General features: G+C 40.4%; 28 protein-coding genes. 7 read left to right on the plus strand and 21 right to left on the minus strand.

Going from position 1 to position 26201, the window contains the following annotated elements; all coding sequences use genetic code 11:
• Positions 1–32 precede the first annotated feature (32 nt).
• From HMPREF9257_RS05150 to HMPREF9257_RS05165, 4 genes are read left to right on the plus strand one after another with little or no spacing between them, the layout of a single operon-like run.
• Positions 33–482: a flavodoxin gene (locus HMPREF9257_RS05150; protein ID WP_006418481.1), complete on the plus strand. Its 450-nt coding sequence runs from the start codon at positions 33–35 to the stop codon at positions 480–482.
• A gap of 14 nt (positions 483–496) precedes the next feature.
• Positions 497–1735, plus strand: a complete 1239-nt coding sequence (locus HMPREF9257_RS05155) for an aminopeptidase (protein WP_006418316.1) — start codon at positions 497–499, stop codon at positions 1733–1735.
• 23 nt (positions 1736–1758) lie between these two features.
• Complete coding sequence (locus HMPREF9257_RS05160; protein ID WP_006418164.1) at positions 1759–2061, plus strand: hypothetical protein; 303 nt, start codon at positions 1759–1761, stop codon at positions 2059–2061.
• Between the two features lie 5 nt (positions 2062–2066).
• Positions 2067–3188, plus strand: a complete 1122-nt coding sequence (locus tag HMPREF9257_RS05165) for a glycosyltransferase family 4 protein (protein ID WP_006418154.1) — start codon at positions 2067–2069, stop codon at positions 3186–3188.
• Positions 3189–3261: 73 nt separating this feature from the next.
• Here the strand turns inward: HMPREF9257_RS05165 and map are convergent, their stop codons facing one another.
• The 5 genes from map to HMPREF9257_RS05190 form a co-directional block, all read right to left on the minus strand.
• On the minus strand, positions 3262–4032 hold the full coding sequence (gene map, locus HMPREF9257_RS05170) for a type I methionyl aminopeptidase (protein WP_006418536.1): 771 nt from the start codon (positions 4030–4032) through the stop codon (positions 3262–3264).
• 16 nt (positions 4033–4048) lie between these two features.
• Complete coding sequence (locus HMPREF9257_RS05175) at positions 4049–4816, minus strand: acyl-ACP thioesterase domain-containing protein (RefSeq protein WP_006418464.1); 768 nt, start codon at positions 4814–4816, stop codon at positions 4049–4051.
• Positions 4817–5017: 201 nt separating this feature from the next.
• On the minus strand, positions 5018–5263 hold the full coding sequence (locus tag HMPREF9257_RS05180; protein ID WP_006418383.1) for a GlsB/YeaQ/YmgE family stress response membrane protein: 246 nt from the start codon (positions 5261–5263) through the stop codon (positions 5018–5020).
• A 117-nt stretch (positions 5264–5380) separates the two neighbouring features.
• The gene (gene gorA, locus HMPREF9257_RS05185; RefSeq protein WP_006418436.1) at positions 5381–6730 is read right to left on the minus strand and encodes a glutathione-disulfide reductase; all 1350 of its coding nucleotides are present in this window, start codon (positions 6728–6730) and stop codon (positions 5381–5383) included.
• Positions 6731–6917: 187 nt separating this feature from the next.
• Positions 6918–8594, minus strand: a complete 1677-nt coding sequence (locus HMPREF9257_RS05190; RefSeq protein ID WP_006418181.1) for a formate--tetrahydrofolate ligase — start codon at positions 8592–8594, stop codon at positions 6918–6920.
• A 319-nt stretch (positions 8595–8913) separates the two neighbouring features.
• Here HMPREF9257_RS05190 and HMPREF9257_RS05195 point away from each other — a divergent pair, with 319 nt between their 5' ends.
• Complete coding sequence (locus HMPREF9257_RS05195; protein WP_006418234.1) at positions 8914–9594, plus strand: hypothetical protein; 681 nt, start codon at positions 8914–8916, stop codon at positions 9592–9594.
• An 84-nt stretch (positions 9595–9678) separates the two neighbouring features.
• Here HMPREF9257_RS05195 and HMPREF9257_RS05200 read toward each other — a convergent pair whose 3' ends face one another.
• The 7 genes from HMPREF9257_RS05200 to HMPREF9257_RS05225 form a co-directional block, all read right to left on the minus strand.
• Positions 9679–10575: a YitT family protein gene (locus tag HMPREF9257_RS05200; RefSeq protein WP_006418270.1), complete on the minus strand. Its 897-nt coding sequence runs from the start codon at positions 10573–10575 to the stop codon at positions 9679–9681.
• A gap of 96 nt (positions 10576–10671) precedes the next feature.
• Positions 10672–10893 carry an EamA family transporter gene (locus HMPREF9257_RS09640; RefSeq protein WP_081453735.1) on the minus strand — a complete coding sequence of 74 codons (222 nt, stop codon included), beginning with the start codon at positions 10891–10893 and terminating at the stop codon, positions 10672–10674.
• Complete coding sequence (locus HMPREF9257_RS05205) at positions 10844–11059, minus strand: hypothetical protein (protein WP_006418588.1); 216 nt, start codon at positions 11057–11059, stop codon at positions 10844–10846. The genes HMPREF9257_RS09640 and HMPREF9257_RS05205 overlap by 50 nt, the downstream gene beginning before the upstream one ends.
• Positions 11060–11220: 161 nt before the next feature.
• A complete protein-coding gene (locus tag HMPREF9257_RS05210; protein ID WP_006418170.1) occupies positions 11221–12540 on the minus strand; it encodes a M18 family aminopeptidase in 1320 nt (439 codons plus the stop codon).
• A gap of 12 nt (positions 12541–12552) precedes the next feature.
• The gene (locus HMPREF9257_RS05215) at positions 12553–13263 is read right to left on the minus strand and encodes a YjjG family noncanonical pyrimidine nucleotidase (RefSeq protein WP_040466695.1); all 711 of its coding nucleotides are present in this window, start codon (positions 13261–13263) and stop codon (positions 12553–12555) included.
• Between the two features lie 93 nt (positions 13264–13356).
• Positions 13357–13680, minus strand: coding sequence for an ArsR/SmtB family transcription factor (locus HMPREF9257_RS05220; protein WP_050782814.1), 324 nt, complete (start codon positions 13678–13680; stop codon positions 13357–13359).
• Positions 13681–14565: 885 nt separating this feature from the next.
• Entirely contained in the window at positions 14566–15147 is a 582-nt protein-coding gene (locus tag HMPREF9257_RS05225) for a sugar O-acetyltransferase (protein WP_006418355.1), read from the minus strand.
• Between the two features lie 80 nt (positions 15148–15227).
• Here HMPREF9257_RS05225 and HMPREF9257_RS09645 point away from each other — a divergent pair, with 80 nt between their 5' ends.
• Together HMPREF9257_RS09645 and HMPREF9257_RS09650 are read left to right on the plus strand one after the other, a co-directional pair.
• Entirely contained in the window at positions 15228–15539 is a 312-nt protein-coding gene (locus HMPREF9257_RS09645; protein WP_425358105.1) for a LysR substrate-binding domain-containing protein, read from the plus strand.
• Positions 15521–15724, plus strand: a complete 204-nt coding sequence (locus HMPREF9257_RS09650) for a LysR substrate-binding domain-containing protein (protein WP_081453738.1) — start codon at positions 15521–15523, stop codon at positions 15722–15724. Before HMPREF9257_RS09645 ends, HMPREF9257_RS09650 begins: the two co-directional genes overlap by 19 nt.
• Before the next feature lie 111 nt (positions 15725–15835).
• Here the strand turns inward: HMPREF9257_RS09650 and HMPREF9257_RS05235 are convergent, their stop codons facing one another.
• The 9 genes from HMPREF9257_RS05235 to HMPREF9257_RS05275 form a co-directional block, all read right to left on the minus strand.
• Positions 15836–17602 (minus strand): DUF1002 domain-containing protein, encoded by a 1767-nt coding sequence (locus HMPREF9257_RS05235; protein ID WP_006418498.1) that lies wholly within the window; start codon positions 17600–17602, stop codon positions 15836–15838.
• Positions 17603–17624: 22 nt separating this feature from the next.
• Positions 17625–18566, minus strand: a complete 942-nt coding sequence (locus HMPREF9257_RS05240) for a DUF1002 domain-containing protein (RefSeq protein WP_006418386.1) — start codon at positions 18564–18566, stop codon at positions 17625–17627.
• Between the two features lie 195 nt (positions 18567–18761).
• The gene (gene thrS / locus HMPREF9257_RS05245; RefSeq protein WP_006418344.1) at positions 18762–20717 is read right to left on the minus strand and encodes a threonine--tRNA ligase; all 1956 of its coding nucleotides are present in this window, start codon (positions 20715–20717) and stop codon (positions 18762–18764) included.
• A 712-nt stretch (positions 20718–21429) separates the two neighbouring features.
• On the minus strand, positions 21430–22359 hold the full coding sequence (dnaI, locus tag HMPREF9257_RS05250; RefSeq protein ID WP_006418146.1) for a primosomal protein DnaI: 930 nt from the start codon (positions 22357–22359) through the stop codon (positions 21430–21432).
• A complete protein-coding gene (locus HMPREF9257_RS05255) occupies positions 22356–23762 on the minus strand; it encodes a DnaD domain protein (RefSeq protein ID WP_006418190.1) in 1407 nt (468 codons plus the stop codon). The genes dnaI and HMPREF9257_RS05255 overlap by 4 nt, the downstream gene beginning before the upstream one ends.
• Entirely contained in the window at positions 23759–24271 is a 513-nt protein-coding gene (gene nrdR, locus HMPREF9257_RS05260) for a transcriptional regulator NrdR (protein WP_006418169.1), read from the minus strand. The genes HMPREF9257_RS05255 and nrdR overlap by 4 nt, the downstream gene beginning before the upstream one ends.
• 35 nt (positions 24272–24306) lie before the next feature.
• Positions 24307–24909: a dephospho-CoA kinase gene (coaE, locus tag HMPREF9257_RS05265; RefSeq protein ID WP_006418368.1), complete on the minus strand. Its 603-nt coding sequence runs from the start codon at positions 24907–24909 to the stop codon at positions 24307–24309.
• A gap of 1 nt (position 24910) precedes the next feature.
• Positions 24911–25759 (minus strand): DNA-formamidopyrimidine glycosylase, encoded by an 849-nt coding sequence (mutM, locus tag HMPREF9257_RS05270; RefSeq protein ID WP_006418256.1) that lies wholly within the window; start codon positions 25757–25759, stop codon positions 24911–24913.
• 92 nt (positions 25760–25851) lie between these two features.
• Positions 25852–26115 carry a helix-turn-helix domain-containing protein gene (locus tag HMPREF9257_RS05275; protein WP_050782820.1) on the minus strand — a complete coding sequence of 88 codons (264 nt, stop codon included), beginning with the start codon at positions 26113–26115 and terminating at the stop codon, positions 25852–25854.
• Between the last annotated feature and the right edge of the window lie 86 nt (positions 26116–26201).

Raw genomic sequence — 26201 nt, forward strand, 5'->3', positions numbered from 1 at the left:
GATTACAAACAAAAGACAAAGGAGATTGTATAATGCATAAAGCACTTATCATTTATTCTTCCCTCACTGGTAATACAGCCCAAATAGCCGATATCTTGGCTGATGAATTAGAAGACCGTCAAATTGATGTCATCATCTTGGATGCCATGGAAGCAGATCCTGTGGATTTACTTGAATATGATATCATTTGTATTGGTTCTTACACTTTTGGAAATGATGCCGAAATCCCTGATGAAATGCTAGATTATTATGAAGAAATAGCAACCATGGATTTAAGTGGCAAACCATTTGGTGTCTTTGGTTCTGGCGATGATTATTATCCTAAATTTGCCACAGTAGTTGATGATTTTGAAGCACAATTAATTAAATCAGGTGCCATCAAGGTTGCACCTGGGGTAAAAACCAATATCGCACCTGACACTGAAGAAGAACTTGAAGCTATTCAAACTCTAGCACAAGCTTTAGCTGATTATTTTAAATAGAAAGTGTGTGTCTAATGACTTTACAAAACTTTGATCAATTACTCAAAAAATATGCTGATTTATTAATTTACAAAGGAATTAATGTGACTGAAGGTGACTATGTTAATATCCAGACCGATGTTAACTCAATTGAGCTTACCCGCTTACTTGTAGCGGCTGCTTATGAAGCGGGCGCTACGGATGTCCATATTCAATGGTCCGATGATCAAATTGCTCGTTTAAATTTTCAAAACCAAACCATTGACCAGCTTAAAGAAGTCCCTGATTATGTCGTTGCAGAGTCTGATTACTATATTGAAAAACGAGCTAAACGCTTAGCTATTCGGTCAACCGACCCTAATAATTTCAAAGGCATCGATGCTGATAAAATCGCGGCAGCCAACAAAGCTAAGTCCATAGCCATGCACAATATGCGCCTAGCGACCCAAGCTAATGTCGTATCTTGGACCGTAGCAGCGGCAGCCGGACAAGCCTGGGCCCAACTAGTTTTTCCGGATAAATCACCAGAAGATGCTTTAGATGCCTTATGGGATCAAATATTTAAGTCAACTCGGGTTTATGAAGAAGATCCAATCAAGGCTTGGGATGACCATGAAGCCAAGCTCCAAGAAAAAGCAAAATACTTAAATGACCAACAATTTGACCAACTCCATTATACTGGTCCAGGTACAGACTTCACGGTCGGTATGCCCAAAAATCATGTTTGGGAATCTGCCGGCAGTCATAATGAAGCCGGCCAAATCTTTATTGCTAACATGCCAACCGAAGAAGTCTTTACGGCACCAGATTCATTCCGAGCCCAAGGTTATGTTTCTGCCTCTAAACCACTTTCCTATGGGGGGGTTGTCATTGATGGCATGAAATTTTATTTTGAAGATGGTAAAGTTACTAAGGTTGAAGCCAGTCAAGGCCAAGCAACTTTAGAAAAATTAGTAGAAGAAAATGATGGGGCCCGTTCCCTCGGTGAAGTTGCCCTAGTTCCCCATAAATCTCCTATTTCTCAATCAAATATCATTTTCTTTAATACCTTATTTGATGAAAATGCTTCTAACCATATTGCCCTTGGACAAGCTTATGCTACGTCTATCCAAGATGGCACTAAAATGTCCCAAGACCAATTAAAGGCAGCCGGTCTAAACCGGTCGACCGTCCATGTAGACTTCATGATTGGAAATGGTCAAATGGATATTGACGGCATTAAGGCCGATGGCTCAGTTCACCCAATATTTAGAAATGGTGAGTGGGCGTTTTAATCTAACTAAAGGAGGAATTTGCAGTGGTTCAACCAAACAATGATAATAAAACGACTGCTCTACCCCAACAAATCGAACAAGAAATTCGCCGACAAATGGAAGAAATGGATAAACGACTCGATCGGTCTGGCTGGTTGTATCTTGTCCTAGCCCTCGTTGCCCTATTTATATTCTTATACTTTTTTATGGAACTCAATCCTAGCTCCGATGAAGCCTATGATAGTTCTTATCAGGCCCTAGTGGAACAAGTCGATCAACTCGACAATCAAGTGGAAAGTCTTCAAAATCAAGTGGACCAACTCTTAGAAAAACAAGCTGAGGAGTAATTTTAATGCGGATTTTACATATAAACTCTTATTTTTCTACTTCTGGCTTATTCAAGCAACTCTATCAACGCCAAGAAGCCGTCGGATTAGACCTAAATGTGTATGTGCCAATCGCTCATGAATATGACATTGAAAAATTAGCAGCCAGTGGTTCCTACACTGATGTCGTCAAAAATTTCCACCAATGGGAACGGGTCATATTTCCGATGAAACACCACCATATCTTGAAAGATTTAGTGGGGCGGTATAACTTTGAAAACTTTGACTTAGTCCATGCCCACTCCCTCTTTTCTAATGGTTGGCTGGCCTACCAATTAAAACAACGATTTGGCCTCCCTTATATGGTGGCAGTCCGATCTGCTGATATAGCCACCTTCTTTGGAAAAATGCCCTGGATGCGGGCTACGGGGATTAGGATTTTACAAAATGCCGAAAAAATTATTTTCATCTCGCAAAATAATTACAATGAAGTTTTTGAAAAATATATTCCTAAACATAAACTCGATGATATTCAAGCTAAAAGCCAAGTCTTAGCCAATGGAATTGATGACTTCTGGCACCAGAATGCCCCTAGTCAAGCAAAAGAAGCACCCCACCACCCGCTTCGAATGGTCTCAACCGGTAAAATAATGAAACGAAAACGCTATGAAAATTTGGTAGCTCGCCTGGATAGTTTCCAAAAAAACCACCAGGAAAAACTGGAACTACATTTAGTTGGACCAGAATGGGAAAAAGGCCTCTTAGATAAACTAACAGCCTATCCTTTTGTCCATTATCACCCAGCTATGTCAAAAGAAGAATTAGCTAACTTTTATGCCGATATGGATGTCTTTATCTTGCTATCTTATCCAGAAACCTTTGGCTTAGTCTATGCTGAAGCCATGAGTCAAGGATTACCTATCATCTACACTAAGGGACAAGGCTTTGATTCCTTCTTTTCCAATCATTTAGTTGGCGAATCAGTTGACCCTCATGATCAAGACCAATTAGATCAGGCTATTGGCTACATTCAAGACCATTATACGACCATGTCTGCTGCCGCCTTAGCTAATATCCATTATTTTGATTGGAATAAAATCAACCAAGAATATTTATCAATTTATCGAATGATGCTCGATAAGCAATAGTTAAAAGTTAAATAAAAAACATTATCCCCCAAGCTTATATAAGCTGTTGGGAGATAATGTTTTTTAATTTATTCTAGAGGTTAACGGGGTCTAATTTATCTTGTGAGGTTAGGAGAACAGGTCCTTCCTTAGTGATAGCTAAAGAATGTTCATATTGGGCACAATAACCCCCATCGCGAGTATAAGCGGTCCAGCCATTCGGATCCATTTTCATTTTCCAAGTCCCCATCGTAATCATAGGTTCAATCGTAATAACCATACCCTCTTTAAGCCGTAAACCTTTTCCAGGTACCCCAAAATGTGGAACAGCGGGAGCTTCATGTATGGTTGGCCCAATGCCATGACCGATAAAGTCACGCACGACCCCATAACCATATGACTCAGCATAAGTTTGGATGGCATGGCCAATGTCACCAATTCGATTACCGACTTGGGCTTTTTCAATCCCCTTATACATAGCTTCTTTAGTTACATCCATTAAAGCTTGATGTTGAGGTGAGATTTGACCCACAGCATAAGTCCAACAAGAATCTGAAATAGCACCGTCTAGGTCAACACAAAAGTCAACTTTGACAATATCCCCTTCTTTTAAGACCCGATTACTTGGAAAACCATGACAAATCTCTTCATTAACAGAAGTACACGTCGCAAATTCATAGCCTTCGAAGCCAATTTGAGCGGCTACAGCACCATGTTTTTCAATCCGTTTCTGGACAAATTGGTCAATTTCATGGGTCGTCACACCTGGCTTTACAAAATCTCTCAGAGCCACATGGATACCTGCCAATAATTTGCCTGATTCATGCATTTGTTGAATTTCACGTGTTGATTTTAAGGTTAACATATTACCATCCTTTATTTTATTGCCAGCAGAAGCGAATCTGACAGGCTTCTTCATTTTTTGTCATATTTTTTATCTTAAATAGATATTGAGGAGAGTCATCAATACTTGTTTTTTTTAAGTCAATCATCACTCGGTGACCGGGTAAAATTTCTTTGCTATATTTCACATCAATGCGGCTTAATTGTCTATTTTCCTCGATGGGTAAATATTTAAGACACCAACGGAGATAAACCAAATTATTGACATGGGCATTTTCATCAATATCATCCGTTTGGATATTTACTTCATAATCCCCTAAGTATTGGTCAAATTCATCTGCTTTAAACCGATAAAATTGACTGCTGATAGTTTGATCAACTAAGTCATTATCAGTTAAAAAATCTCTTCTTAGTGGCACCATCTTCCGTTCCTGAAAGTCCAGCGCAACAAATTGCGAATCAATCGTCATAATTTGACGCCCCGCCTGACTTAATTCAAAATATCGATCAACCATAAAGCGATTAACCTTTGTTAAACGAGTAGATATTGAAAGTGGCTGCTCTTTTTGTAAAAGAGCTTGACCAAAGGAAATCCGATATTGGGTGACCACCCAAACTTGTCCAGGTTGAATAATATAGGCTTGATCTGGGAAGGCTTGACGTAAGGCATGGTCATGGTAACCCGAAACTTGTAAGGTCGACTCCATTAAATGAGAAAAATCAACGACACGGCGATTTTTAATTTCTTTAAAAAATGAATCATTTACAACAATATTCTCAGTATATACTTTTAAGGATTTTGTCATTGAAATCCCCCCTTTACGACAAAGCCAATTATAGCACTAATATTAAAATAATAAAAGCACCTGAACTGGGTGGACTCTTAGACAATATATGGTGGCACACAAAAAATAAATTTTTCTTAAGCTGTTATGTCTTGTTGATTAGGAAGGGACAAAAAAGAGGGACTGAGCTAAATGCTCAGTCCCCCCATTTCTTATATTCAATTATGCTCTACGTTTCAACACAAATGAAACAATAAGGATTAAAATAATTGCTCCGATTAATGATGGAATGATAAAGAATCCACCCATTTCAGGTCCAAAACCAGATAATAAATTATTACCAATCCATGAACCTAGGAAACCGGCAACGATATTACCGATAACACCACCAGGGATATCTCTACCTAAAATTACGCCAGCTAACCAGCCGATGACACCACCGACGATTAATGACCATAACCAACCCATATATATCAACTCCTTTTTCTTAGGGTAATTAAATTATATAACTATTTTACAAAAATTACCAAATATATGCTCACAGCAATATTTTTTTAACTAAACCTCTTACAATTTTTTGAAATTTTACCGCATAGTGACGAATTCTTCTGCACCCGTTGGATGAATGGCAACTACTGAATCAAAATCAGCCTTAGTCGCTTTCATTTTCATAGCCACACCGAAGCCTTGGATCATTTCGTCAACCCCTTCGCCAATGGCATGAAGTCCCACGACTGTTTCATCAGGACCTTGACAAACTAATTTAAAATGACAAGCTTCACGGTCCAAACCGCCTGAAGCGTACATGGAAAAGAAGCGGTTGGTATAAACCTTTATATTTTCTGTTCCAAATTCTTTCTTAGCTTGGTCTTCGGTTAAACCAATCATTCCAATCGTTGGATGAGAGAAAACTACCGTTGGGATATTAGTATAGTCCATCGCTCCACTAGGTCCATCATTGAAGAGATATTCAGCTAGGCTCCGGCCTGCTTTAATCGCAACCGGGGTTAATTGAGGCCGGTGGATGACATCACCCAAGGCAAAGACATTCTCTTCTCCTGTTTGATGATTTTCGTCTACTTCAATGAAACCTTTATCATCCAGTTTAATGCTAGTTTGTTCAAGTCCTAAATTTTCTGTATTAGGTCTACGACCAATGGCTTGAATCACCCTATCCACTGTCAGGATTAATTTACCATCTTGATAACACTCAATTTGGCCAGATTCAGTTTGTTTGTAGGCATCAAAATTAGTATAAGGATGGAGCTCAGGCCCGTTTTTGGCCATCATTTCTACCAACTCATCCGTAACCATCTTATCAAAGGTTCTCAATGGACGGTCATGCCGAACTACTAAATGTGTTTCAACACCTAGACCATGCAAGGCTTGAGAGAGTTCCACCGCAATGTAGCCGGCCCCAACCACAGCAACAGATTGAGGTAGGTCAGTCCATTTGAAGAAATCATCAGAATTATCCAATAATTCATGACCCGGCACTTCCAATTCACTTGGGCGACTACCCGTGGCTAAAACAATATACTTAGCCTGATAAGTCTTTTCACCGACTTGAACTTGGCCTTGACCTAAGAGTTGGGCGTAACCCTCAATATAGTAGACCCCATTTTTTTCAAAATTACGGCCATAGGAAGCTCTTGACCGACCAACATAACCATCCCTTGATTCTAGAAATTTATGATAATCAAAGCTTACCTTATCGGTATCAAAACCATAGCCCGGTCCAAAGCGGTGAATAGCTTCCGCAACCCGAGAAGCATACCAGGTTAATTTCTTCGGCACACACCCGCGGTTCACACAAGTCCCAGCTAAAACCCCCGCTTCAATGACCGCTACTTTCGCCCCGCGTTCAGCTGCTCGATTTGCAGTTGCAGAGCCTCCAGACCCAGAACCAATAATAATTAAATCAAATTCTTCCATTCAAGCCACACTCCTTTTTCTAAATACAATTATAAAGGATAGGCGTAATTTTAGCTAAAAGATTGCCTAAAGCCTAAACTAACAAACAATAAAAAGATTCCTGTATGACGCATTGACCATAAAAAAAGCCAGGCTTTCAGTCCTTCACTAAAAGCTCAGCTATCTTCATCTATCTTATTTAGAAAAATTAGAATAGGCCGACAATATTACCTTCCGCATCAACATCAATCCGTTCAGCTGCAGGTTCCTTAGGTAAACCTGGCATGGTCATGATTGAACCGGTTAAGGCCACAATGAAGCCAGCACCGGCGGACACTTTAAGTTCTCGGACGGTGATATCAAAATCTTCGGGTGCTCCTAATTTATTCGGATCATCTGAGAATGAATATTGAGTCTTGGCCATACAAATTGGTAATTGACCAAAGCCTAGGTCAGCTAATTTCTTCATTTGACGACGGGCTGGACCCGTTAATTTAACCCCACGACCGCCATAAACATTTTGCACAATTTTGTTTAATTTTTCTTCAATTGAATCATCGGCTTGATAAGCAAAGTGGAAATTATTTGGTGCCTCAGTTAATTCAACCACCTTTTCTGCTAAGGTTTTGCCCCCTTGACCACCGTGGGCCCATACATCAGACAAGACCACTTCAACCTTCCCTTGCCGGCAAGCTTGATCAATCGCATCCAATTCCGCTTGGCTATCGGTTGGGAATTTATTGATAGCAACCACGACCGGTAAGCCATAGGTGTCTTGCATATTATGGATATGACGTTCTAAGTTAGGAATACCAGCCTTAACTGCTTCAACATTTTCACCCTCTAATTCTTTCTTAGAAACTCCCCCATGCATTTTTAGAGCCCGCACGGTAGCAACTAAGACTACAGCTGCTGGTTTTAAATTTGCTTGACGACATTTAATGTCTAAGAATTTTTCGGCACCAAGATCACCACCGAAACCAGCTTCAGTTACAACATAATCAGCATATTTCATGGCTAGCTTAGTCGCGATCACAGAGTTACAACCATGAGCAATATTAGCAAACGGGCCACCATGAACTAAAGCTGGTGTATGTTCTAAGGTTTGAACCAAGTTAGGATGGATTGCATCCTTGAGTAAGACGGTCATGGCACCATGGGCCTTCAAGTCTTTAGCCGTCACCGGTTGTCCTTGGTAATTGTAACCAATAATGATCCGACCCAAGCGTTCTTTCAAGTCAACAATATCAGTTGCTAAACAAAGGACCGCCATAATTTCAGAAGCCACGGTAATATCAAAGCCATCTTCTCGTGGCACACCATTGGCTTTCCCTTGTAAACCATCCACAACATAACGTAACTGACGGTCGTTCATATCAACCACCCGTTTCCAAGTAATATTACGCGGATCAATGCCTAAAGCATTACCATGATGCATATGGTTGTCCAACATAGCTGCTAATAAGTTATTAGCAGCAGAGATGGCATGGAAGTCGCCCGTAAAATGCAAGTTTATGTCTTCCATCGGTACCACTTGGGCATAACCACCCCCGGCAGCGCCCCCCTTAACCCCAAAAACAGGCCCTAAAGAAGGTTCCCGTAAAGCAATGACCGTCTTCTTGCCAATTAATGACAATCCATCCGCCAAGCCCACAGAAGTTGTGGTCTTTCCTTCACCAGCTGGGGTAGGATTAATCGCTGTTACTAAGATTAATTTTCCATCTGGCGTATTAGCCAAACGTTCCATTGAAGTCATGTCAATTTTTGCTTTGTATTTTCCATAAGGAATTAAATCTTCATCGCGTACATCTAATTCTTGGGCAATTTCAGTAATGGGTTTCATTTGATTGGCTTGAGCAATCTCAATATCAGTTAAAAAAGTCATAATCATAACCCCTTTTCATAATCTAAATTAATTAACCATAAAATCACAAATAAAATAAAGGCCCCTCTTTCTATGAAGGTAACCGTTGTCATCATCTTATCATAATTTCACAACCAAAAGAATAAAAACGATTTTTTATCATAAAGATGATGATAATAATTCCTTTTCTGTCCCTCACAGGGATGGCTGAGACTATATTTATTATTCAAATCTAAACCAAGACCAAAGTGTTACAGTTAAATATCTCCTTCTCCATCCTGAATTACGACCTGAACCACAAGCTGATGGTTGGGGTTACTATCCAGAAGAATTCCGCGATATGGAAAGTGAATACCAAGCCCTAGCTAAGAAACATAATATTCCACTCAAAGAATTGGAAGACCACTTGGCTCAAATCGTCTTAGACTATGACCTTTGGGAATCACAGATGTACTTTAATGAGGATGGTAGTTTTGACGTCCGAGACGATGAAGGAAAAATTTACCACTTCTCATATCTCACAGGTGAACGATTAGACCAAGAAGAAACCAATTCAGAAGAAGGAGAAGAAAAAGAAGAAAATAACCTGGATCTAGAAAAATGGGTCCAAGCCTATGGTATGGATCCAGAAGACCTCAATAATCGTTTGATTAAGATTGCTATTAAGTTTAATGTTCCTTTAGCCAAAATAGAACTTGAAGCTCAAAAAGTAGTCAGACTAAACAGTGATAGCAAGACTCTCCTGGTTTCCATCGAAAGTCTAGAAATCATTGAAACAGAAAAATCAGAAAAAGAGTCTGAAATGACAGGTAATCCGACAATTCATTCTGACTCTGACCTAGCTGATGCTGGTGATCAAGGTGATGAAACATTAGCTAAAGAAGATGAGGAGGAGGAGGAAGACCAAGAATTAAGTCAAGAATCAGATAATCAAAGTGAGCGTGAAACTGACGACTCTAATCAAGATTCTAACTTAGGTTCCTCTCTAGCTTCTGATAGTGATGTTCCTATCAGTGAATAGGCTTCCTCCAGCCTCTTTTAACAAAAAATTCCCACTTAAGCGGATTAAGATATAGCTTAAGTGGGAATTTTTTTATTTAAGACTCTATAAGTAAAAACGTTTATTTTTATTAGTTGGATTAAAGAAAGTAAAACCTTGACCGATAACTTGTTGAACATCCGAAATGGTGACAAAAGCATGAGGGTCAACGCGGGAAATTAAGCGTTGAATCCGTACAAGTTGGTTACGATTCACAATCACATATAGTACATCCTTGTCTTTATGCGAATAATATCCATACGCTTTTAGCACCGTAATCCCACGATCGATCTTTTCAATAATTTCTTTGGCAATGGCATCTTTCTGGTCTGAAATAATTAACATGGACTTACGGCGGCTTAAGCCTTCAGCCATAAAATCCAGAACATTGGTAGTGATATATTTCATGATTAAGGTAATAACCGTATTCTCTGCCCCAATAACAAAAGAAGACCCAAGAATGATTAAGGAATTACACAAGAAAACACCAGCTGAAAACTGAAGGCCAAAAGAATTCTTCAACATAATCGCAATAATATCGGTTCCAGCTGTCGTTCCGTGACCTCGAACAATAATCCCCATACCCGCTCCCATTAAGACCCCAGCAGCAATCGCTGAAATCAAGGCATTATCCGAAATAAAGACTGGCAAATGAACCCAGTTCATCATGGCTGACATGGCAAAGAGACAATATATAGTAAAAATTAAGGTTCGTTTTTCTAGGTACTTCCACCCAATCGCAATTAAAATGGCATTTACAATAAAGTTGGTGGTCCCAGTCGCTATGTTAGTTATATAATAAACCACAATGGCGATCCCGGCTACGCCCCCATTCCCAAAATGATTGGGAATGACAAAAGAGTTCACTGCGATAGCATACAATAAGGACCCCAAAGTAACCATAAAAATGGAATAAGCAAGGTGTTGGGGGGACATCTTAATGTAGCTGAAAATTTTATTCATCGTTTACATAAGTCCTTTCACAAAATAACTTACTTTCCCCTATCATACTTAAAAGCCAGACACTTGTAAACGGTATTTTTCTTGTCTAAGTTAATTCTAATCTGGATTTTTTAAATCGACTAATAGTATTCCTGAAAAGACCAAAATAATGCCAAACACCATTCGGAGGGTCAATAGCTCCTTAAAAAAAATTGTCGCTAGGATGAGAGCCACAATGGGATCCAGATAAGAGAACAAGGCCACCCAATGACTAGGGAGCTTGCCAATACTAGAAAAATATAAAACATAGGCAAAACCAGTGTGGATTAGACCTAGGATGAGGTCGCTGCCAAGCTAATAAGAGACCTAGGGCTAAAGCCCCTAAGATACCACGACCAAAAGCAATCACAGCTGACGAATATGGGATATACCGGGTTAAAATCCCGATGGTTCCAAAAATAACCATAGCCGTGATTAATTGACGTAGCCCTGTGCGTCTGGACATTTCTCTCATCCTTTTCTCATTTTTTCGTATTATTGTAAAAAATTTGCTAGCAAAGAACCACTTATTTCACCCCAAAAAGTATAAAAAACCTAGTTAAGGGATTGTCATTGATTTAGGACAATTTCCTTAACTAGGTTGTTATTATTTTTCAGTTGGTTACTTTAATCCATTTGGGCGTAATCAGCGGCTTCAATTTCAATATTAGAATTGAAATAAGTGGTCAAGGCTTCGATCATATATAAAGTATCCTTAGAACCCGCTGTCTCATAAGTTGAATGCATGGCTAATTGAGGCAAACCAATATCCAAGGCATGAACAGATACTTGAGTATTGGACAAGTTACCTAAAGTTGAACCACCTGGTGTATCAGACCGGTTGGCAAAATTTTGCACAGGCACTTGAGCTTTCTTACAAATTCGTTTGAAGACGGCTTGGGAGAAGGCATCGGTGGTATATTTTTGATTGGCTGCTTCTTTGATAACAATCCCTTGATTCATAAAGGTCCGGTTTTGGTCATCTGTTTTTTCAATGTGGTTAGGATGGGCTGCATGGGCATTATCAGCTGAAATCAAGAAGGACTTTGCTACCGCTTGGTGGTATTGGTCTAAGTCAAAGCCTAAAGCAGCATTAATCCGTTTCAAGGTGTCGGCTAGGAAGGTCGACATGGCTCCTTGCTTGGTATTAGAACCCACTTCTTCATTATCAAAGTTACAGTATACATTAACTGCTTTAGGATTATCTCCAGCTAAGAAGCCCATCAAGGTTGAATAAGAACATTGGAGGTTATCTAACTTAGGTGAAGACACAAATTCATCTTTATACCCCCAGATAGACGGTGCTTGGCGGTTAACCAAGAAGAGATCACGAGCCAAGATTTGGTCAGGATCGACACCTAATTCTTCAGCAATCATCTTATCAAAGTCACCCTTTTTCAACTCACCCGCTGAAAATAAAGGTAAAAGATCAACTTGACGATTGTAATCATAACCAGAATTAATTTTGCGGTTAAAGTGGATGGCCACATTTGGAATAATCAAAAGGTCCTTGTCGATATACAATAATTTAGACACAGCCTTGTTGCCTTCTTCAACAAGAACCCGACCCGCAATGGATAAAGGCCGGTCAAACCAAGTTGAATCAATCATGCCGCCATAAGCTTCTACATTTAAACGTAAATACTCGGCAGGGCCTTCTAATTCAGGCACGGATTTAATTTTAAAGGTTGGAGAATCACCGTGAGCGGCAGACATTTGAAAGTGGTAGTCAGATAAGTCGGATCCGATTTGGAAAGCAATAATAGAAGAATCATTTCGCTTGGTATAGTAATGGCCGTCCTTTTCTAGCTGCCAAGTACTTGATTCTGATAAATAAGTATAACCAGCTTCTTCTAAACGCTTAGCAATCGATTGGTTGGAATGGAACATAGAGGGAGACTCTTGGATAAATTGGACGAGGTCCTTTGAAACTTCTATATGATTCATAGTAAAACTCCTTTATTGATTTAATTGCTGTAAAAGTGACGGTAATTGATTTAAATGCTGGATTTGATGATCGACTTGACGAGGATTTTGGTCTACTATTCCTTGAGGATGATACCAGACCGTTGTAATACCGGCATTGCGTCCTCCTTGCATATCCGACGATAAACTATCGCCAATGATTAAGGTTTGATCTAGACTAAATTCCTTATCTTGAGCCTGAATCTGGTCAAAAACGTAATCAAAATAAGCTCGGTCTGGCTTAAAAGATCCTACTTCTTGGGACAAAAAAATGTCTTGGAAATACTGTGTCAAACCTGCTGCGGTTAATCGCTTAGTCTGAATATAAGTAATTCCATTAGAAGTAATATAGAGGGGGTAATCCTTTTGAAGTTGGTTTAAGAGTTCTAGGGTCCCATCCATATAGTAGACCTCTTGGGCCAAGTGGTCAGCATACACCCAGCGGGCCTTTCTCGGGTCTAAGTCAGGTCTATCAATGGCTTTAAAGAAGTCCGAAAACCGACGGTCTTGCAGACTTTCTAAGTCAATCTTGCCCTGTTCAAAGAGTGCCCACATGGCTTGATTAGCAGTTAGATAGGCCTGCTCATTGGTCGGACTGGCTTCAATCTGATAATCATTAAAAGTTGCCATCAAGGCCTGGTGCTCTGAAGTATGGAAGTCCAAGAGGGTATTATCTAAATCAAAAAGTAAATACTTATAATTCAAAGCTAGCATCCTTTCCAAAATCAGCCTAACCATGGGTTACAAAGTTTACTATACCATAAAATAATAAACAGAATTAGCTAATTAATTCTTTTTTTACTCTGGATGTGGCGTTTCCTGCAATGCTTGCAGCTGAGCTAAGCTTTCATACCTCTCTTTCATCACTGGCATAATGCAGTCGAAATTCATCCTATAAAAACGGTGTACTCCTTGTTTTCTAAACCGGAGCACCTCAGCCTGCGTCATCAATTTAAAATGATGAAAAATTGGAGGCCGAGACAGTTCAGATTTCTCAGTAATACTGTTAACGTTCAGCTCCTTATTTTCCAAAATCATCAAAAGAATGGCCTGACGCTGCTCATCACGTAAAACATCAAGCAAGGGAGTAGCTTCTTGCAAAAGTTTCGCTAAATTATTCATCTTGGCTCCTGTACTTATTTGAAAATGCTGTCATCGTAATATTAGTCCCTTAGCAATTGAAACAAGGTCATACATAGCGAGGCATTCATTTTCTAGTCGCTAGCAAGAGAGGTCCCTGTTCAATCTCTCCATTATACTATTTTTTATGAATTATCTCTAATCAATCCTCTATCCTTCTTTACTTAAGTTACAGTGTAACATCAAGAATTTTAGCGACTATGGCCAATCTTATCATAAGTTCGTGGTATTATTTAGCACGTCGTGGCCGTCGTGCTGCTGGTCCGTGCATAGACAAGGCATAAGAAATCGCTGACCAAGCATTGATATGAATTTTAACCGGTTTATTTTGTCCCAATCTGACCATCTGTTGCTCATAGTAGCTCAATCCAATGAAACTTCCCAATTCCTTGTCTAATTTCTTAAGGCCTGTCGTTAATCGAGGTAAGGTCATTGTCTTTAACTAAGTTCGGGTTAAGGACAAAGGGTCTAGCCATGCCAATCATGGCTGTACTGCCTTCCTCAATTGCTTGTTCCATGCTAGCTTGACTTCGAAAACCACCTGTCACCACAATAGGTCAGTCAATCTGGGCTTGAACTCGACTAGCAAAATCAATAAAGAAGGGTTTCACATTCTCATCCGCTAAAAAGACGGACTTCTCATAGTTCCCACCAAATTGCCCTAGCTTAGCATAAATGGGATACCTTACCCCTGACCACCAAACGATTTTTAACCTATATAATTGAAAACGTAGAAAAATAAAAAATCAAGCCACAATATCTACAGGTATATGCTCTTAACAGTTAAATTAATGGATCTAGCCGTAATGAGATAGACAGTTTTGATAAGGTGTCCTGATTTTTAATTATTTTTACATCAAAATTTACTTAATTCATCAATAAATCGGTTTGCTCAATTGTTTTTACAATTTTTGCAGGAACACCTGCTGCAAGACTGTTTTTAGGAATATCTTGAGTTACCACAGACCCTGCCGCAATCACAGAGCCAGACCCAATGGTCACGCCGGGCATGACCGAAACATTAGCACCAAACCAGACATTGTCACCGACTGTAATCGGACGGGCTTGTTCCAAACCTTGGTTACGCCGAGCAGCATTTAAGGGATGACTCGCTGTATAGAAACCCGTAAAGGGACCCACAAAGACAAGGTTACCAAGTCGAATCGGCGCCCCATCCATAAAATAACAAGAACTATTAACGAAACAATCATGGCCAAAGGAAATATTATAACCATAATCACAAATAAAGGGGCTGACAATGTCTAAACTGGGATAGTCTTGGCCTAATAATTCTGTCAGTACCGCTTTACGAGCTTCTACTTGACTGGGTTTCAATTGATTTAAGTCAAAACACAGATCTTGGGCTTTGCGCCGTGCCGCAATTAATTCTTGGTCGTAATTGGCGTCATACCAATCGCCAGCCAGCATTTTCTCTTTTTCACTCGGCATTCAATCACTCCTTTTTACCAGTATAGCATAGCTAATGGTCTACCTTAATCCACTTGTAACATTCTTATATCAAATTCAATATTTTCCCTGGCAACCAGGGCGAAATTCACCAACGCCTAGAAAATGGTAAAAGCGATATCGCTTTTACCTCTAAGTACGGCTCAGACGATTTTGAATATAATCCTATTCTTAAAGACGAGTTGGTTGCGGTTCTCCCCTTGGACCATCCTCTGGCCAAAGATATTTCTGTACCGATTGCAAAGATTCAGGACTACACCTATATCTGCTCTGGAGAAAAAATCGATTTTGAAATCGGTGATATTCTCAAAGGTCACCATATTAAACCGATACAGACCTTGAAATATTTGATGAGATGTTCGCCCTTCACCTGATTGAAGCTGGTTTTGGAATAACCATCTGTTCCAAATTTTTCCTTGACTCCATCCCCAACCCTGCTCGGATCGCAATTCGACCATTTAGTGAACATTTTTACCGGTCGATCATGATCGCCCAAAATAAAGACCGCTACAATTCAGCAGTCTCAGAGCTATTCCGGCAATTCTGCTTCGAATGGTAGCATAAAAATGTTGAGAATTTAAATTAAAATTGACAAAAAAACCTCCAGCCAATCGCAGACCTGCGATTAAAACTGGAGGGATTATTAAATTCCACCTAAAAAACTATTTACTTATTCTTGGCCTTCGGGAGCTAGGGCTTCTTGAACCACTTCGATGGTTCCATCATTGTGGACATGATAAACACCGGCAGACCTTTGATCATCATCGAAAATAATTGAAATAATCCAAGAACCATCAGTTTCATCTTGACTAGCCACATCTAAAGATACACCTGTTAGACCTGTTTGATTAAGGACCGCAGTTAAGGCTTGATCTTGGCTAAACGCCTGACTTTGGCCACTTTCTTGACTTTCGTCTTCGCTAGACTCACTGCTTTGACTATCATCACTGGCCGCTGAATCTGACTCAGGCAATTCGGGTACAGGTAACAATTCAAAGTGATTTTCTAAAGCAACCCCATTAATCATTTTGCCAGAGCTAATGCTTTCAAGTGCGCCTGCACTTAAGCCATTTAAATTCTGTAAAATAGTGACTTCCTTACTTTCCTTATTCACGCTGAAACGGTTGAAGACATTATCTTCATTTAATTTTTCCACTAAATAAGGATAAGCCATGTAAGTATTGACTTGATCATCAGAATTCAAATCATCAAAATCATAGTCCAAACTTTGCGGCATATAGCCAGAAGTCAAACCAATGAGCATAATATCATTGTAAGATGCTGGATCTTCAATCTTCAAACGATTGACCTCAGCTAACCCAGCCAAGAGTTTATCCTTGAGACTTGCCCCCACTTCTTCACCAGCAGCCATACGAGCTTCCACATAAGTGGTCCGAATTTGATTGAGGGCCGCTTTTTCATCAGCGTTTAAGTCAGGCTTCATGGCTTCAATAATAAAGGTATCATTATATACATTAGAATCTGCAATGCTACCGTCATTGATAGCTGCCATTAGGGCATCGGCTGTCGCTTGGATAACTGGATGATACTTATTGGTATCTGAAAAATCAGGATTACCCTTGGCTAGAATTTCTTCAAGACTTTGGCTAGCTTCCGCTGGCATTTCTTCCAGAATTGATTGCCAGTCCCCAGCCAGGTTCACATCTAATTGTTGAACGGTATCTTTATTCTTGGCTGTTTCAGTTTGAGCATATTCCTTTAAGAGACCAATGATATTTTCTTTATCAGCATCGTCCATTTGTATTTGTTTATCGGCTAATAATTTATCAACTAAGGCATTCACATCAAGATCTTTACCGTCTACCAAGTTAACCGTAATTTCTTGTTTCAGTTGGGTAATGACTTGGTTAATTTCTACATTAGATATTTGGGTATTAGCTTGAACATTTTGAATGACTTGGATTTCTTTTTCAGCGACTTTAACCGAAGCTTGGTCTAACTTGGCTCCAGTGGCTTCCATTAAAGCATAAACTCCAGCTAAAGCCCCTTCCCCGGTAACGGGCTGAACGGTCGCAATCCGGACTAAGACATCCTTGGCCCCCGCCGTAATAGCAGCATTCTGATAGGTATCACGACTAACCTTTTGGATATTTTCAGGGGTTACGATTTCAACTCTGACACCAGATCCAGGAGCTTGGGGCATAATATAAGCTGATGAAAAAACCTGGGTAGCTTCATTAGAACCGTCTTGCAAATATTTATTGATGGTCGGTCCGTCCACATAAAGGATATTATCAGCGGGTGCAGCACTTGCCCCTAGAATTCCTTTGGTTTGTTCTTGAGCGGTTGGATCGAGCGAAGCTCCTAAAGAAACAATGGGTTGTCCCGCTTGTTGATTAGAGATGGCATCCACGGGAACAAATTGTCCAAATAACAAAGACGCAGCAATAACAAGACTAAATTTTTTTGCTTGCATAGGAATTCCCCTTTTCTATCAATTAATTTCCAAACAATGATGACACAAATTCTACAATAGCATTCCAAATATTTTGTAACATTTGCATAAAACCAGACTTAGTTTCTTCGTCTAGACCATTCCAAGCAGTCTTCGCCTTATCTAATAATTGACCGCCTTGTTCTTGCAAGGTTTGACCAAATTGGGCCAGTTGATCTTTTTGAGCTTGGCTTAATTCTAGGTTGGAGAAATTAGTCATATAATTCTGGATGTCTTGAATATTATTATTGGATAAGATATCACCTAAATTATAATTGTTTATCACGTTATTCACAATATTTTGCACTGCTTCCTGGGTAATCGTTCCTCCATTGGCATCTTTTTCGGTTTGGACATTTTGCTTAATTTCAGCAATGGCTGCATTCAAGAGTTCATCTGAATAGCCTGACTGATTTTGGTGTTCTTGGTTAATAGAGGACGTAACATTCAATTCATCTTGGGCAACTGCAACAGCCTGGCTATCCAGAGTTTGACCAGAAGCTTGGAAGGCTTTATAAACTCCGGCTAAAGCGCCAGAACCATCCACCTTGACTGCAGAAGCCACTTTAATATTGACATCCACTGCTCCTGCGGTAATGGCCGCATTTTGATATTGGTTAGGGGTAATATCAGTGATGGTATTCGGAGTAACAATCTCAACCGTCACTTGACCATTGTTGGAAGCGGGGGTGATATAAGTCGATGAATACACTTGTTTATAAGGATAGGTGTCATTCAAGAGACCATTTAATTCGGATACCTGGACTGGAATTTCTTCCGTACCCGCTTGGACCCCTAAGGCCTTCCGCGTTTCCACTAATTGTTCTTGGTTAAGTGACCCACCATAGGTGAACATGGGGTCAATGGCAACTTTATCCGCAAAAACAAGAGGCGACATGCTCGCCATGACTAGGAGACTAGATACTACTTTAATTAATTTTTTCATAATTCAATCCTTTCAAAAATCCATTTGGACTATCTTCACTATACCGATTAATTGTGAATAAGCCATGACTATTTAAGGACCAAATTTGAAAAAAATGAAAAGGCAACCAATGGCTGACAGCTTTAGTCAAGCAAAAACTGGGACCACACCGGGTCCCAGTTTTTAATGTAATTTATTAATCTTGCGCACTAGATTTTATTCTGCGTCTGCTGCTGGACGGCTCTTACGGGCTACATCTTCATTTAGTAAGGCAATAAAGTCTTCCAGTGAGACAGAGTTAGAGTCTTGAGCGCCATAGCGACGGATATTGACGGTCCCATCTTCCACTTCTTGGTCCCCAATGACAATTTGGTAAGGGATTTTTGAAGTTTGCGCTTCACGAATCTTGTAGCCTAGTTTTTCATTCCTTAGGTCCATTTCTACCCGAAAACCAGCTTCTTGTAAAGCATGGTAGATTTCTTCCACCCGGTCACCATGATGTTCTGGTGATACTGGTAAAAGAATAGCTTGAACTGGTGCCAACCAAGTTGGGAAGGCCCCCTTGTATTCTTCGATTAAATAAGCCACGAAACGTTCCATGGTTGAAACCACGCCACGGTGGATAACCACTGGACGGTGAGTATTTTGTCCATCTTCACCCACATAGGTTAAGTCGAACCGTTCTGGTAATAAGAAGTCTAATTGGATAGTAGACATAGTTTCTTCTAGACCAATCGCAGTCTTGAATTGAACGTCTAATTTAGGGCCGTAGAAGGCAGCTTCACCTATAGCTTCGAAGTATTCTAAGCCCAATTCATCCATGGCTTCTTTTAACATGGATTCTGCTTTTTCCCACATTGCGTAGTCATCAAAGTATTTTTCTTTGTCTTCAGGGTCACGGTAAGATAAACGGAAACGATAGTCAGTAATATTGAAATCTTCATAAACGTCAGCAATTAAGTTCAAGACGCGTTTGAATTCGTCTTTAATTTGATCAGGACGGACAAAAATATGAGAGTCATTCAAGGTCATTTCACGCACCCGTTGTAAACCAGATAAGGCACCTGATTTTTCATAACGGTGCATCATACCCAATTCCGCAATCCGGATTGGTAATTCACGGTAAGAGTGAATTTCATTTTTGTAAATTAACATATGATGCGGACAGTTCATTGGACGTAGTACTAACATTTCGCCGTCCCCCATATCCATTGGTGGGAACATATCATCTTTATAGTGGGCCCAGTGGCCAGAGGTTTTATACAGGTCAGTCTTAGCCATCACAGGAGTGTAGACGTGTTCATAGCCTAAGGCAATTTCTTTATCCATAATATAACGTTCAATCACTCGGCGGATAGTCGCACCTTTTGGTAACCAGAATGGTAACCCAGAACCAGCTTCTTGGCTAATCATGAATAAGCCTAATTCTTTACCTAATTTACGGTGGTCCCGTTCTTTGGCTTCTTCGCGACGTTTTAATTCAGCATCTAGGTCAGCTTGTTTGAAGAAGGCTGTACCATATACCCGTTGCATCATCTTGTTATCAGAGTTACCACGCCAGTATGCACCCGCTAGTGATAATAATTTGAAGGCTTTAATTTTACCAGTGGATGGCACATGACCGCCTCGGCAAAGGTCGGTGAATTCGCCTTGAGTATAAACAGAAATTTCTTCATTTTCTGGTAAGTCATTGATTAATTCAACTTTATAAGGATCATCCTGGAAGATATCAAGAGCTTCTTCACGGCTGACCACCCGGCCTTCAATTGGGTAATTTTGAGAAACGATTTTTTTCATTTCTTTTTCGATTTTTGGTAGGTCAGCGTCTGTTAAAGCTTCAGGCTTATCAGTATCATAGTAAAAACCATTTTCAATAGCAGGTCCTACCCCAAAATGAATTTCAGGATACAAACGTTTCATGGCTTGGGCCATTAAGTGAGCAGTTGAATGACGTAATAAGTCTAAAGCTTCAGGTGACTTGTCGGTAATAATTTCAATCGCACCATCTTGTTCAATCGGTTGGTGAAAGTCAATAATTTGACCATCAAGTTTACCTGCTAATGCTGCTTTTTTCAAAGAATTGGAAATAGATCCCGCTACGTCTTCTATAGTTACGCCCGCATCAAATTCTTTTTGATTTCCATCAGGAAAAGTAAGTTTAATTTTTGCCATGTTGCATCCTCCTAAATTTAATTACCAATAAAAAAATCCCTTCACCGTCAGCCGACGGCAAGGGACGTTACATACATTCTAACGTGGTTCCACCCAAGTTCACTGTGTGATGGGTCACGCCCACACCAGCCTCAAAGAACTTAACGCGTTCACACGGCCGCCAATACTTGTTTCCGTTCCTGGCAACAATCATGAAGGGGTCTAAATCTAAGCTACCTTGAAGTGTCGCACCGTCCCACTTCTCTCTAGAAAAAATAACCTAAACCGTTGGCTTCAATCTTATTTGCACTAATTATAACACTTAGGTTAGTAAAAACAAGGGGAATGTGAGATTTTGGAGAGAATGGTAGTATATTTTAAAGGCCTCGCTCATAGTAAATCATTCCGCTTTTTTTATAAGTAGCTGATACTTTATTGCAGCATATAGTCCATCTAAGTCAATAGATTATTAGATAACTGAGTAACAATCGAGAAAATCAGAGATTTTCTTTCCTTTCGACTTGATTAACTTTCCGGTTTAACCAGGCAGCCGTTTATGATCAACTCTAAGTAGACAAAGACGATGCCAATCTATTTTATTCACACCGCCAGACAAAATTCAGTGCAAATCCATACTCATTCACACCGTCAATTCACTATTAACCATCATCTAGCCAATCCGCCCCACAAAAAAAGCCCACCTTCCGGTGAGCTCTATATATTAGACAGACTATCAAGACCGTCCCATCTGCCGGCGATTAGCCCCAGACAGGGTGGTTTCTTTGGCTAAATATTTAATTCGTTCCATAATCCGTGCAGCCTTGGTGGCTTCAACGCCACCCTTCACATTGGCCAAATGTTGTTCCAACTCGCGCAAGTTAAAATTAGAGGTAAAGAAAGTTGGTAAGGACTCTTTCATCCGGTATTCCAAGAGAATATTTAGGATTTCATCCCGAACCCAAGGCGTATTCGCTTCGGCACCGATATCATCAATAAAGAGCACATCCACTTGCTTCACCCTGTCCAGTAAGGACTGGACATTCTTGGTATTAATAGCCTCCTTCATATCCTGAACAAAAGTCGGATAGTGAATCATGGTAACAGAATGGTGACTTTCAACCAAACGGTTAGCCAAGGCACCAAAAATATAAGTCTTACCAACTCCAAATGGTCCTGATACATATAGACCCTGAAGGCCAGTTTGACCCGCTTCATAGGCTTCCACAAAATTCAACACTTCTTGCATCAAGGCCTTACGTTCAGGGGTATTCCACTCAATGTCTTTCAAGCTTGCCTGACGGACATCCTTGGACATCATCCGATTATTCAATAACCGGCCCATTTCCGCTTGCTTACGAGCTTGTAGAAAAGCTTCCGTCGGATGGTAGGCCACATCAATATAATGACGCCCTAAAACCAAACTTGGTACAAAGGCCGGTTTATCTTCCGCCGGTGCTGCTTCATAGGTTTTCATTGACGTCATAAATTCATTGAGCTTGGAGATAGATGCTTGTAAATAATCTTGATTGATCCGGTCCTGGTTGGCCTGCAAAAATTTGCGGATTGCTGGGTAAGCCATCAAATCACGCAAATGTTCCTGGTAGCGCGCCCGATTGCTTGCCTGGACGGGTAAATCTTTCATTATATCTTGAATTGATTTCATTCTTGATGGTCCTCCTTATACAACCTATCTAAGCGGGCTTGAATGGTTTCTTCATCCACTTCTTGACCCGTGTGATCCTTCAGGGGCTGACCTTCATTATTGCCGGCATCCTGACCTTGATCCATCCATGAAGGCCGTACTTCCCGGTAACTACCTGTTTTATTGCCCTGATAAACTTGGTAAGGTAGCTTACTTTGGTCTTTCTTAGTTTGGCCAATATAAGCCAAAATATCACTAATATCTTTGAGACCCTTTTGTTGCCATTCATTAGCCACCCGCTGCAAGTCAGACTTATACAAGTTAGGCCGTTTGGAAATAATTAATAAATAATAAATTAAAAAATTCAAACTATCCGTTGGTAAATTAGTTTTTTCTTGTAAGTCCTTGACAAAAAAATGTTCCTGGTCGGTCGCAAAGCCTTTTTTAGCTTCTTTGGATTTGATCAGGAAGTCTTGGACAGACATCACCTGGCATAAGGCCATAATATTAATGTCCTTGTCATTGAGTTTAGGATACTCTTGGTGTAACTTCTGTTTAATTTTCTGTAAACTTTTTTGACTTTGGACCGTAGATCCCTGGGCACCTTTATTCCTAAACTCAGGCCGGCGTTCGACTATCTCCTTCATTCGGTCCAGTTGCACCCGGCCATTCAAATGATTGGTGGCTAAGTTGGTAACCCGCACCAGGTCAATTTCATTCAAGGCATAAAGTTGATGCAAGCCTAAGACTTGTGCTTTAAGGTCACCGGTTAATTCACTGTGGTCAATGCCTTCTGCCATCATATACTTCAAATACTTGGCATAGTCAAAATTAGCTGAAGAAAGAATCGTGTTAGTTTCAGCTTCCTTAGCCGCTAGCTGACTAGAATTTTCTTGGTGGTGCCAAGTTTGAGACAGATTCAGATGATAAACTTGGTCAAATGCTGTCGTAATTTCAGTGAATAATTCATCATTCACCCGGTATTCGACCTGGGCTTGAACTAAATTATCATAGGCTATCTGACCAATTTGTTTGTATAACAAGGCAGAGTACAAAGGATGATTAAAAAAATCATACCAAGATAAAGGCTCATGTAATACATATAAAATCGTTTGTTTTTGGTAAGACCCCTGCGAACTCTTATCCCGATAGGTTTGAATTAAACCAATCCCTTCTAAACGTATCCGGGCTTGGTCAAATTGGTCTAGTCCCATATTTAACTGGGCCAAGAGTTGGGCATGAATAAAGGAATCGGATAAATGGTTTAAGCCCGTTTGAAACTGAAATAAGGTGACATAGAGGGCTTGAGCCTGGGCACCAATAATGGGTAAATAGGCTTGGGTCAAAACTTCCAAGTCTTGAACGGTCAAATTATGATGGCGGTTCACCACAAAGGGTTGGTTGGCTTGCATGATATGACTCATTGAACATCTAACTCCATTTGTTTTGGCCCATTCGGGTCATCTTTTTCATTGGCTGCCAATTTGGCTTCCATTTCTTCTAATTCTTTCAAAAACATTTCCTTAGATTGGAATTCCCGGTAAACAGAAGCGAAACGAATATAGGCCACTTCATCGAGTTCCATTAATAAAGGCATGACTAATTCACCGATGTCTCGACTTTCAATTTCATGGTCAGACCAATCGCGAATTTGTTCTTCCACCTTAGCTGCTAACTCGGCCATTTGCTCATGGGCCACCGGCCGCTTTTCAGCCGCTCGAACAATCCCCCGCAATAATTTTTCCCGGGAAAATTCTTGGCGGGTTCCATCGCGTTTCACTACTAATAAAGGAGCATGCTCAATCCGCTCATAGGTATTAAAACGATAATGACATTCAAGACACTCCCGCCGCCGCCGAATGGACCGCCCATTATCAGCCGGTCTAGAGTCAATTACTTTTGAATTCTGGACATGACACTTAGGACACTGCATGACTTCACTCCTTTACTTAGCTTGCTTATCTTCTATTATATTAATTCTGTCAAGGCTTGGTCAACTTGTTTCAAGGTATTTTCAATGATTCCGCGATTATCTATGACCACATCAGCTTGTTGGGCCTTCTCTTCAATAGGATATTGACTGGCAATCCGATCCTTGGCATGGTCCAGGTCATAATGGTTGCGATCTAACAAACGTTTTAACTGGGTGTCTTCATCCACATAGACTAACCAGACTTGATCCGGTTTGACTTGGTCCAAATAGTTAACCCCTACTTCAAAGTACAAAGGCATATCGACAAAAACCAGCTCAGCTCCGGCTTGCCGGTAGTCATCCAAGCCTGCTTTCGTCGCTTTAAAGACTAGGGGATGGACGATTTGATTCAAACGGTCCCGCCATTTAGAATCTTGAAAAACTAACCGTGCGACTGCATCTCGGTCTAGGTTGCCTTCTGGAGTCAAAACTTGAGGCCCAAAATCAGCCACAATCTGACTCAAACCTTGAGAACCAGGTTCTACCGCCTGACGAGACAGGATATCCGTATCAATGACAGGATAACCCTTTTCTAGTAAATAGTTAGAGACAGTCGACTTTCCTGTCGCAATACCTCCGGTTAAAATAACTTGCTTCATATTACACCTCATATAAGGGCTGACAAATAGGACAATAATGGGTACCGCGTTGCCCCACCACCATCTTCTCAATGGGATGACCACAACGGGGACAAGGCTGATCGGTCTGACCATAGACAGCCAATTGAACTTGAAAAGACCCTGCTTCCCCTAAGGAATTCAAGTAGGTTCGGATGGTTGTTCCTCCAGCCTCAACTGCCCGCGCTAGCACATCAATAATGGCTGCATGCAAACGGCTGGCTTGGTCATAAGACAAATCCTTTGCTGGAGTCAAGGGATGAATCTGGGCCTGAAATAAAGCCTCATCCACATAAATATTGCCCAAACCAGCCACTAATTTCTGGTCTAACAAGGCTGGCTTTATAGCTCGGGAAATCTTGCCTAAGCTGGCATAAAAGCCATCCAATTTAAAACTTTCCGGTGTCGGTTCCGGCCCAATCTTCTTCGCCTTAAAATAATCTGCTAATTCTGTTTGGGGCATGAGTTCAAAGCGGCCAAACTTACGCACATCTTGGTATTGGAGTTGACTGCCGTCGGTAAAGGTCATGATCAAATGCACATGTTTCCCTTTTACTTCAGGAATCTGATCAACCGGATAGTAGAAATACTTGCCTTCCATCCGTAAATGGGAAACCAAAGCTAGACCTTGACTCAAGACAAAGATCAAATACTTGGCCCGCCGGTCCATCCGCTCAATGGTCCGCCCTTGTAGTTCTTGACTCCACTTAAGCAAATCCATCTCTGTCTTCACAATCCGCGGCCAATAAATATCAACTTGGTCGATAGTCAAGCCAGTCACACACTGGGCCAAGCCTCGTCGGTTGGTTTCAACTTCTGGTAATTCGGGCATAAACACCCCTCCTAAATCTTACTCTCTATTATATTGGATTTATGACTATAAAGCGAATATACTAGCCAAAAATCATTCCTAAATTATCAAATCTATTTGACCTGATAACGGGTTCCCTGACCTCGCCCTATCTTTTCAACATAGCCCTGGTCAATCAGCTCTTCTAATAAATTCAAAACCTTATTCTTACCAAAATCATTTTCCTCAATCAGGTCAGAACTGGCATTGGCATCATATTCTAGAGCCCGATAGACCTTCTGTTGATTTTGGCTTAGACCATATATCGACGCAATCACTGGTAAAATAATTTGAATCGAATTCTCAAACCACTTAAATTGGGGCTTCACCTGACTCATTGCTTAGGCAGCTTTAATCCGCTGAATACCTATGTCGAAACTTTCGATTAAGTTTAAAGAACGCAAAAAAACAAACGTAAAGTTTT

The sequence above is a fragment of the Eremococcus coleocola ACS-139-V-Col8 genome, assembly GCF_000183205.1.
Lineage (GTDB): Bacteria > Bacillota > Bacilli > Lactobacillales > Aerococcaceae > Eremococcus > Eremococcus coleocola.

What these genes read in the sequence shown, in the direction of transcription:
- HMPREF9257_RS05150 (WP_006418481.1), top strand. Translation starts at nt 33, where the DNA reads ATGCATAAAGCACTTATCATTTATTCTTCCCTCACTGGTAATACAGCC.
- HMPREF9257_RS05155 (WP_006418316.1), top strand. Translation starts at nt 497, where the DNA reads ATGACTTTACAAAACTTTGATCAATTACTCAAAAAATATGCTGATTTA.
- HMPREF9257_RS05165 (WP_006418154.1), top strand. Translation starts at nt 2,067, where the DNA reads ATGCGGATTTTACATATAAACTCTTATTTTTCTACTTCTGGCTTATTC.
- map (WP_006418536.1), bottom strand. Translation starts at nt 4,032, where the DNA reads ATGTTAACCTTAAAATCAACACGTGAAATTCAACAAATGCATGAATCA.
- HMPREF9257_RS05175 (WP_006418464.1), bottom strand. Translation starts at nt 4,816, where the DNA reads ATGACAAAATCCTTAAAAGTATATACTGAGAATATTGTTGTAAATGAT.
- HMPREF9257_RS05180 (WP_006418383.1), bottom strand. Translation starts at nt 5,263, where the DNA reads ATGGGTTGGTTATGGTCATTAATCGTCGGTGGTGTCATCGGCTGGTTA.
- gorA (WP_006418436.1), bottom strand. Translation starts at nt 6,730, where the DNA reads ATGGAAGAATTTGATTTAATTATTATTGGTTCTGGGTCTGGAGGCTCT.
- HMPREF9257_RS05190 (WP_006418181.1), bottom strand. Translation starts at nt 8,594, where the DNA reads ATGACTTTTTTAACTGATATTGAGATTGCTCAAGCCAATCAAATGAAA.
- HMPREF9257_RS05195 (WP_006418234.1), top strand. Translation starts at nt 8,914, where the DNA reads ATGGAAAGTGAATACCAAGCCCTAGCTAAGAAACATAATATTCCACTC.
- HMPREF9257_RS05200 (WP_006418270.1), bottom strand. Translation starts at nt 10,575, where the DNA reads ATGAATAAAATTTTCAGCTACATTAAGATGTCCCCCCAACACCTTGCT.
- HMPREF9257_RS05205 (WP_006418588.1), bottom strand. Translation starts at nt 11,059, where the DNA reads ATGTCCAGACGCACAGGGCTACGTCAATTAATCACGGCTATGGTTATT.
- HMPREF9257_RS05210 (WP_006418170.1), bottom strand. Translation starts at nt 12,540, where the DNA reads ATGAATCATATAGAAGTTTCAAAGGACCTCGTCCAATTTATCCAAGAG.
- HMPREF9257_RS05220 (WP_050782814.1), bottom strand. Translation starts at nt 13,680, where the DNA reads ATGAATAATTTAGCGAAACTTTTGCAAGAAGCTACTCCCTTGCTTGAT.
- HMPREF9257_RS05225 (WP_006418355.1), bottom strand. Translation starts at nt 15,147, where the DNA reads ATGCCGAGTGAAAAAGAGAAAATGCTGGCTGGCGATTGGTATGACGCC.
- HMPREF9257_RS09650 (WP_081453738.1), top strand. Translation starts at nt 15,521, where the DNA reads ATGTTCGCCCTTCACCTGATTGAAGCTGGTTTTGGAATAACCATCTGT.
- HMPREF9257_RS05235 (WP_006418498.1), bottom strand. Translation starts at nt 17,602, where the DNA reads ATGCAAGCAAAAAAATTTAGTCTTGTTATTGCTGCGTCTTTGTTATTT.
- HMPREF9257_RS05240 (WP_006418386.1), bottom strand. Translation starts at nt 18,566, where the DNA reads ATGAAAAAATTAATTAAAGTAGTATCTAGTCTCCTAGTCATGGCGAGC.
- thrS (WP_006418344.1), bottom strand. Translation starts at nt 20,717, where the DNA reads ATGGCAAAAATTAAACTTACTTTTCCTGATGGAAATCAAAAAGAATTT.
- dnaI (WP_006418146.1), bottom strand. Translation starts at nt 22,359, where the DNA reads ATGAAATCAATTCAAGATATAATGAAAGATTTACCCGTCCAGGCAAGC.
- HMPREF9257_RS05255 (WP_006418190.1), bottom strand. Translation starts at nt 23,762, where the DNA reads ATGAGTCATATCATGCAAGCCAACCAACCCTTTGTGGTGAACCGCCAT.
- nrdR (WP_006418169.1), bottom strand. Translation starts at nt 24,271, where the DNA reads ATGCAGTGTCCTAAGTGTCATGTCCAGAATTCAAAAGTAATTGACTCT.
- coaE (WP_006418368.1), bottom strand. Translation starts at nt 24,909, where the DNA reads ATGAAGCAAGTTATTTTAACCGGAGGTATTGCGACAGGAAAGTCGACT.
- mutM (WP_006418256.1), bottom strand. Translation starts at nt 25,759, where the DNA reads ATGCCCGAATTACCAGAAGTTGAAACCAACCGACGAGGCTTGGCCCAG.
- HMPREF9257_RS05275 (WP_050782820.1), bottom strand. Translation starts at nt 26,115, where the DNA reads ATGAGTCAGGTGAAGCCCCAATTTAAGTGGTTTGAGAATTCGATTCAA.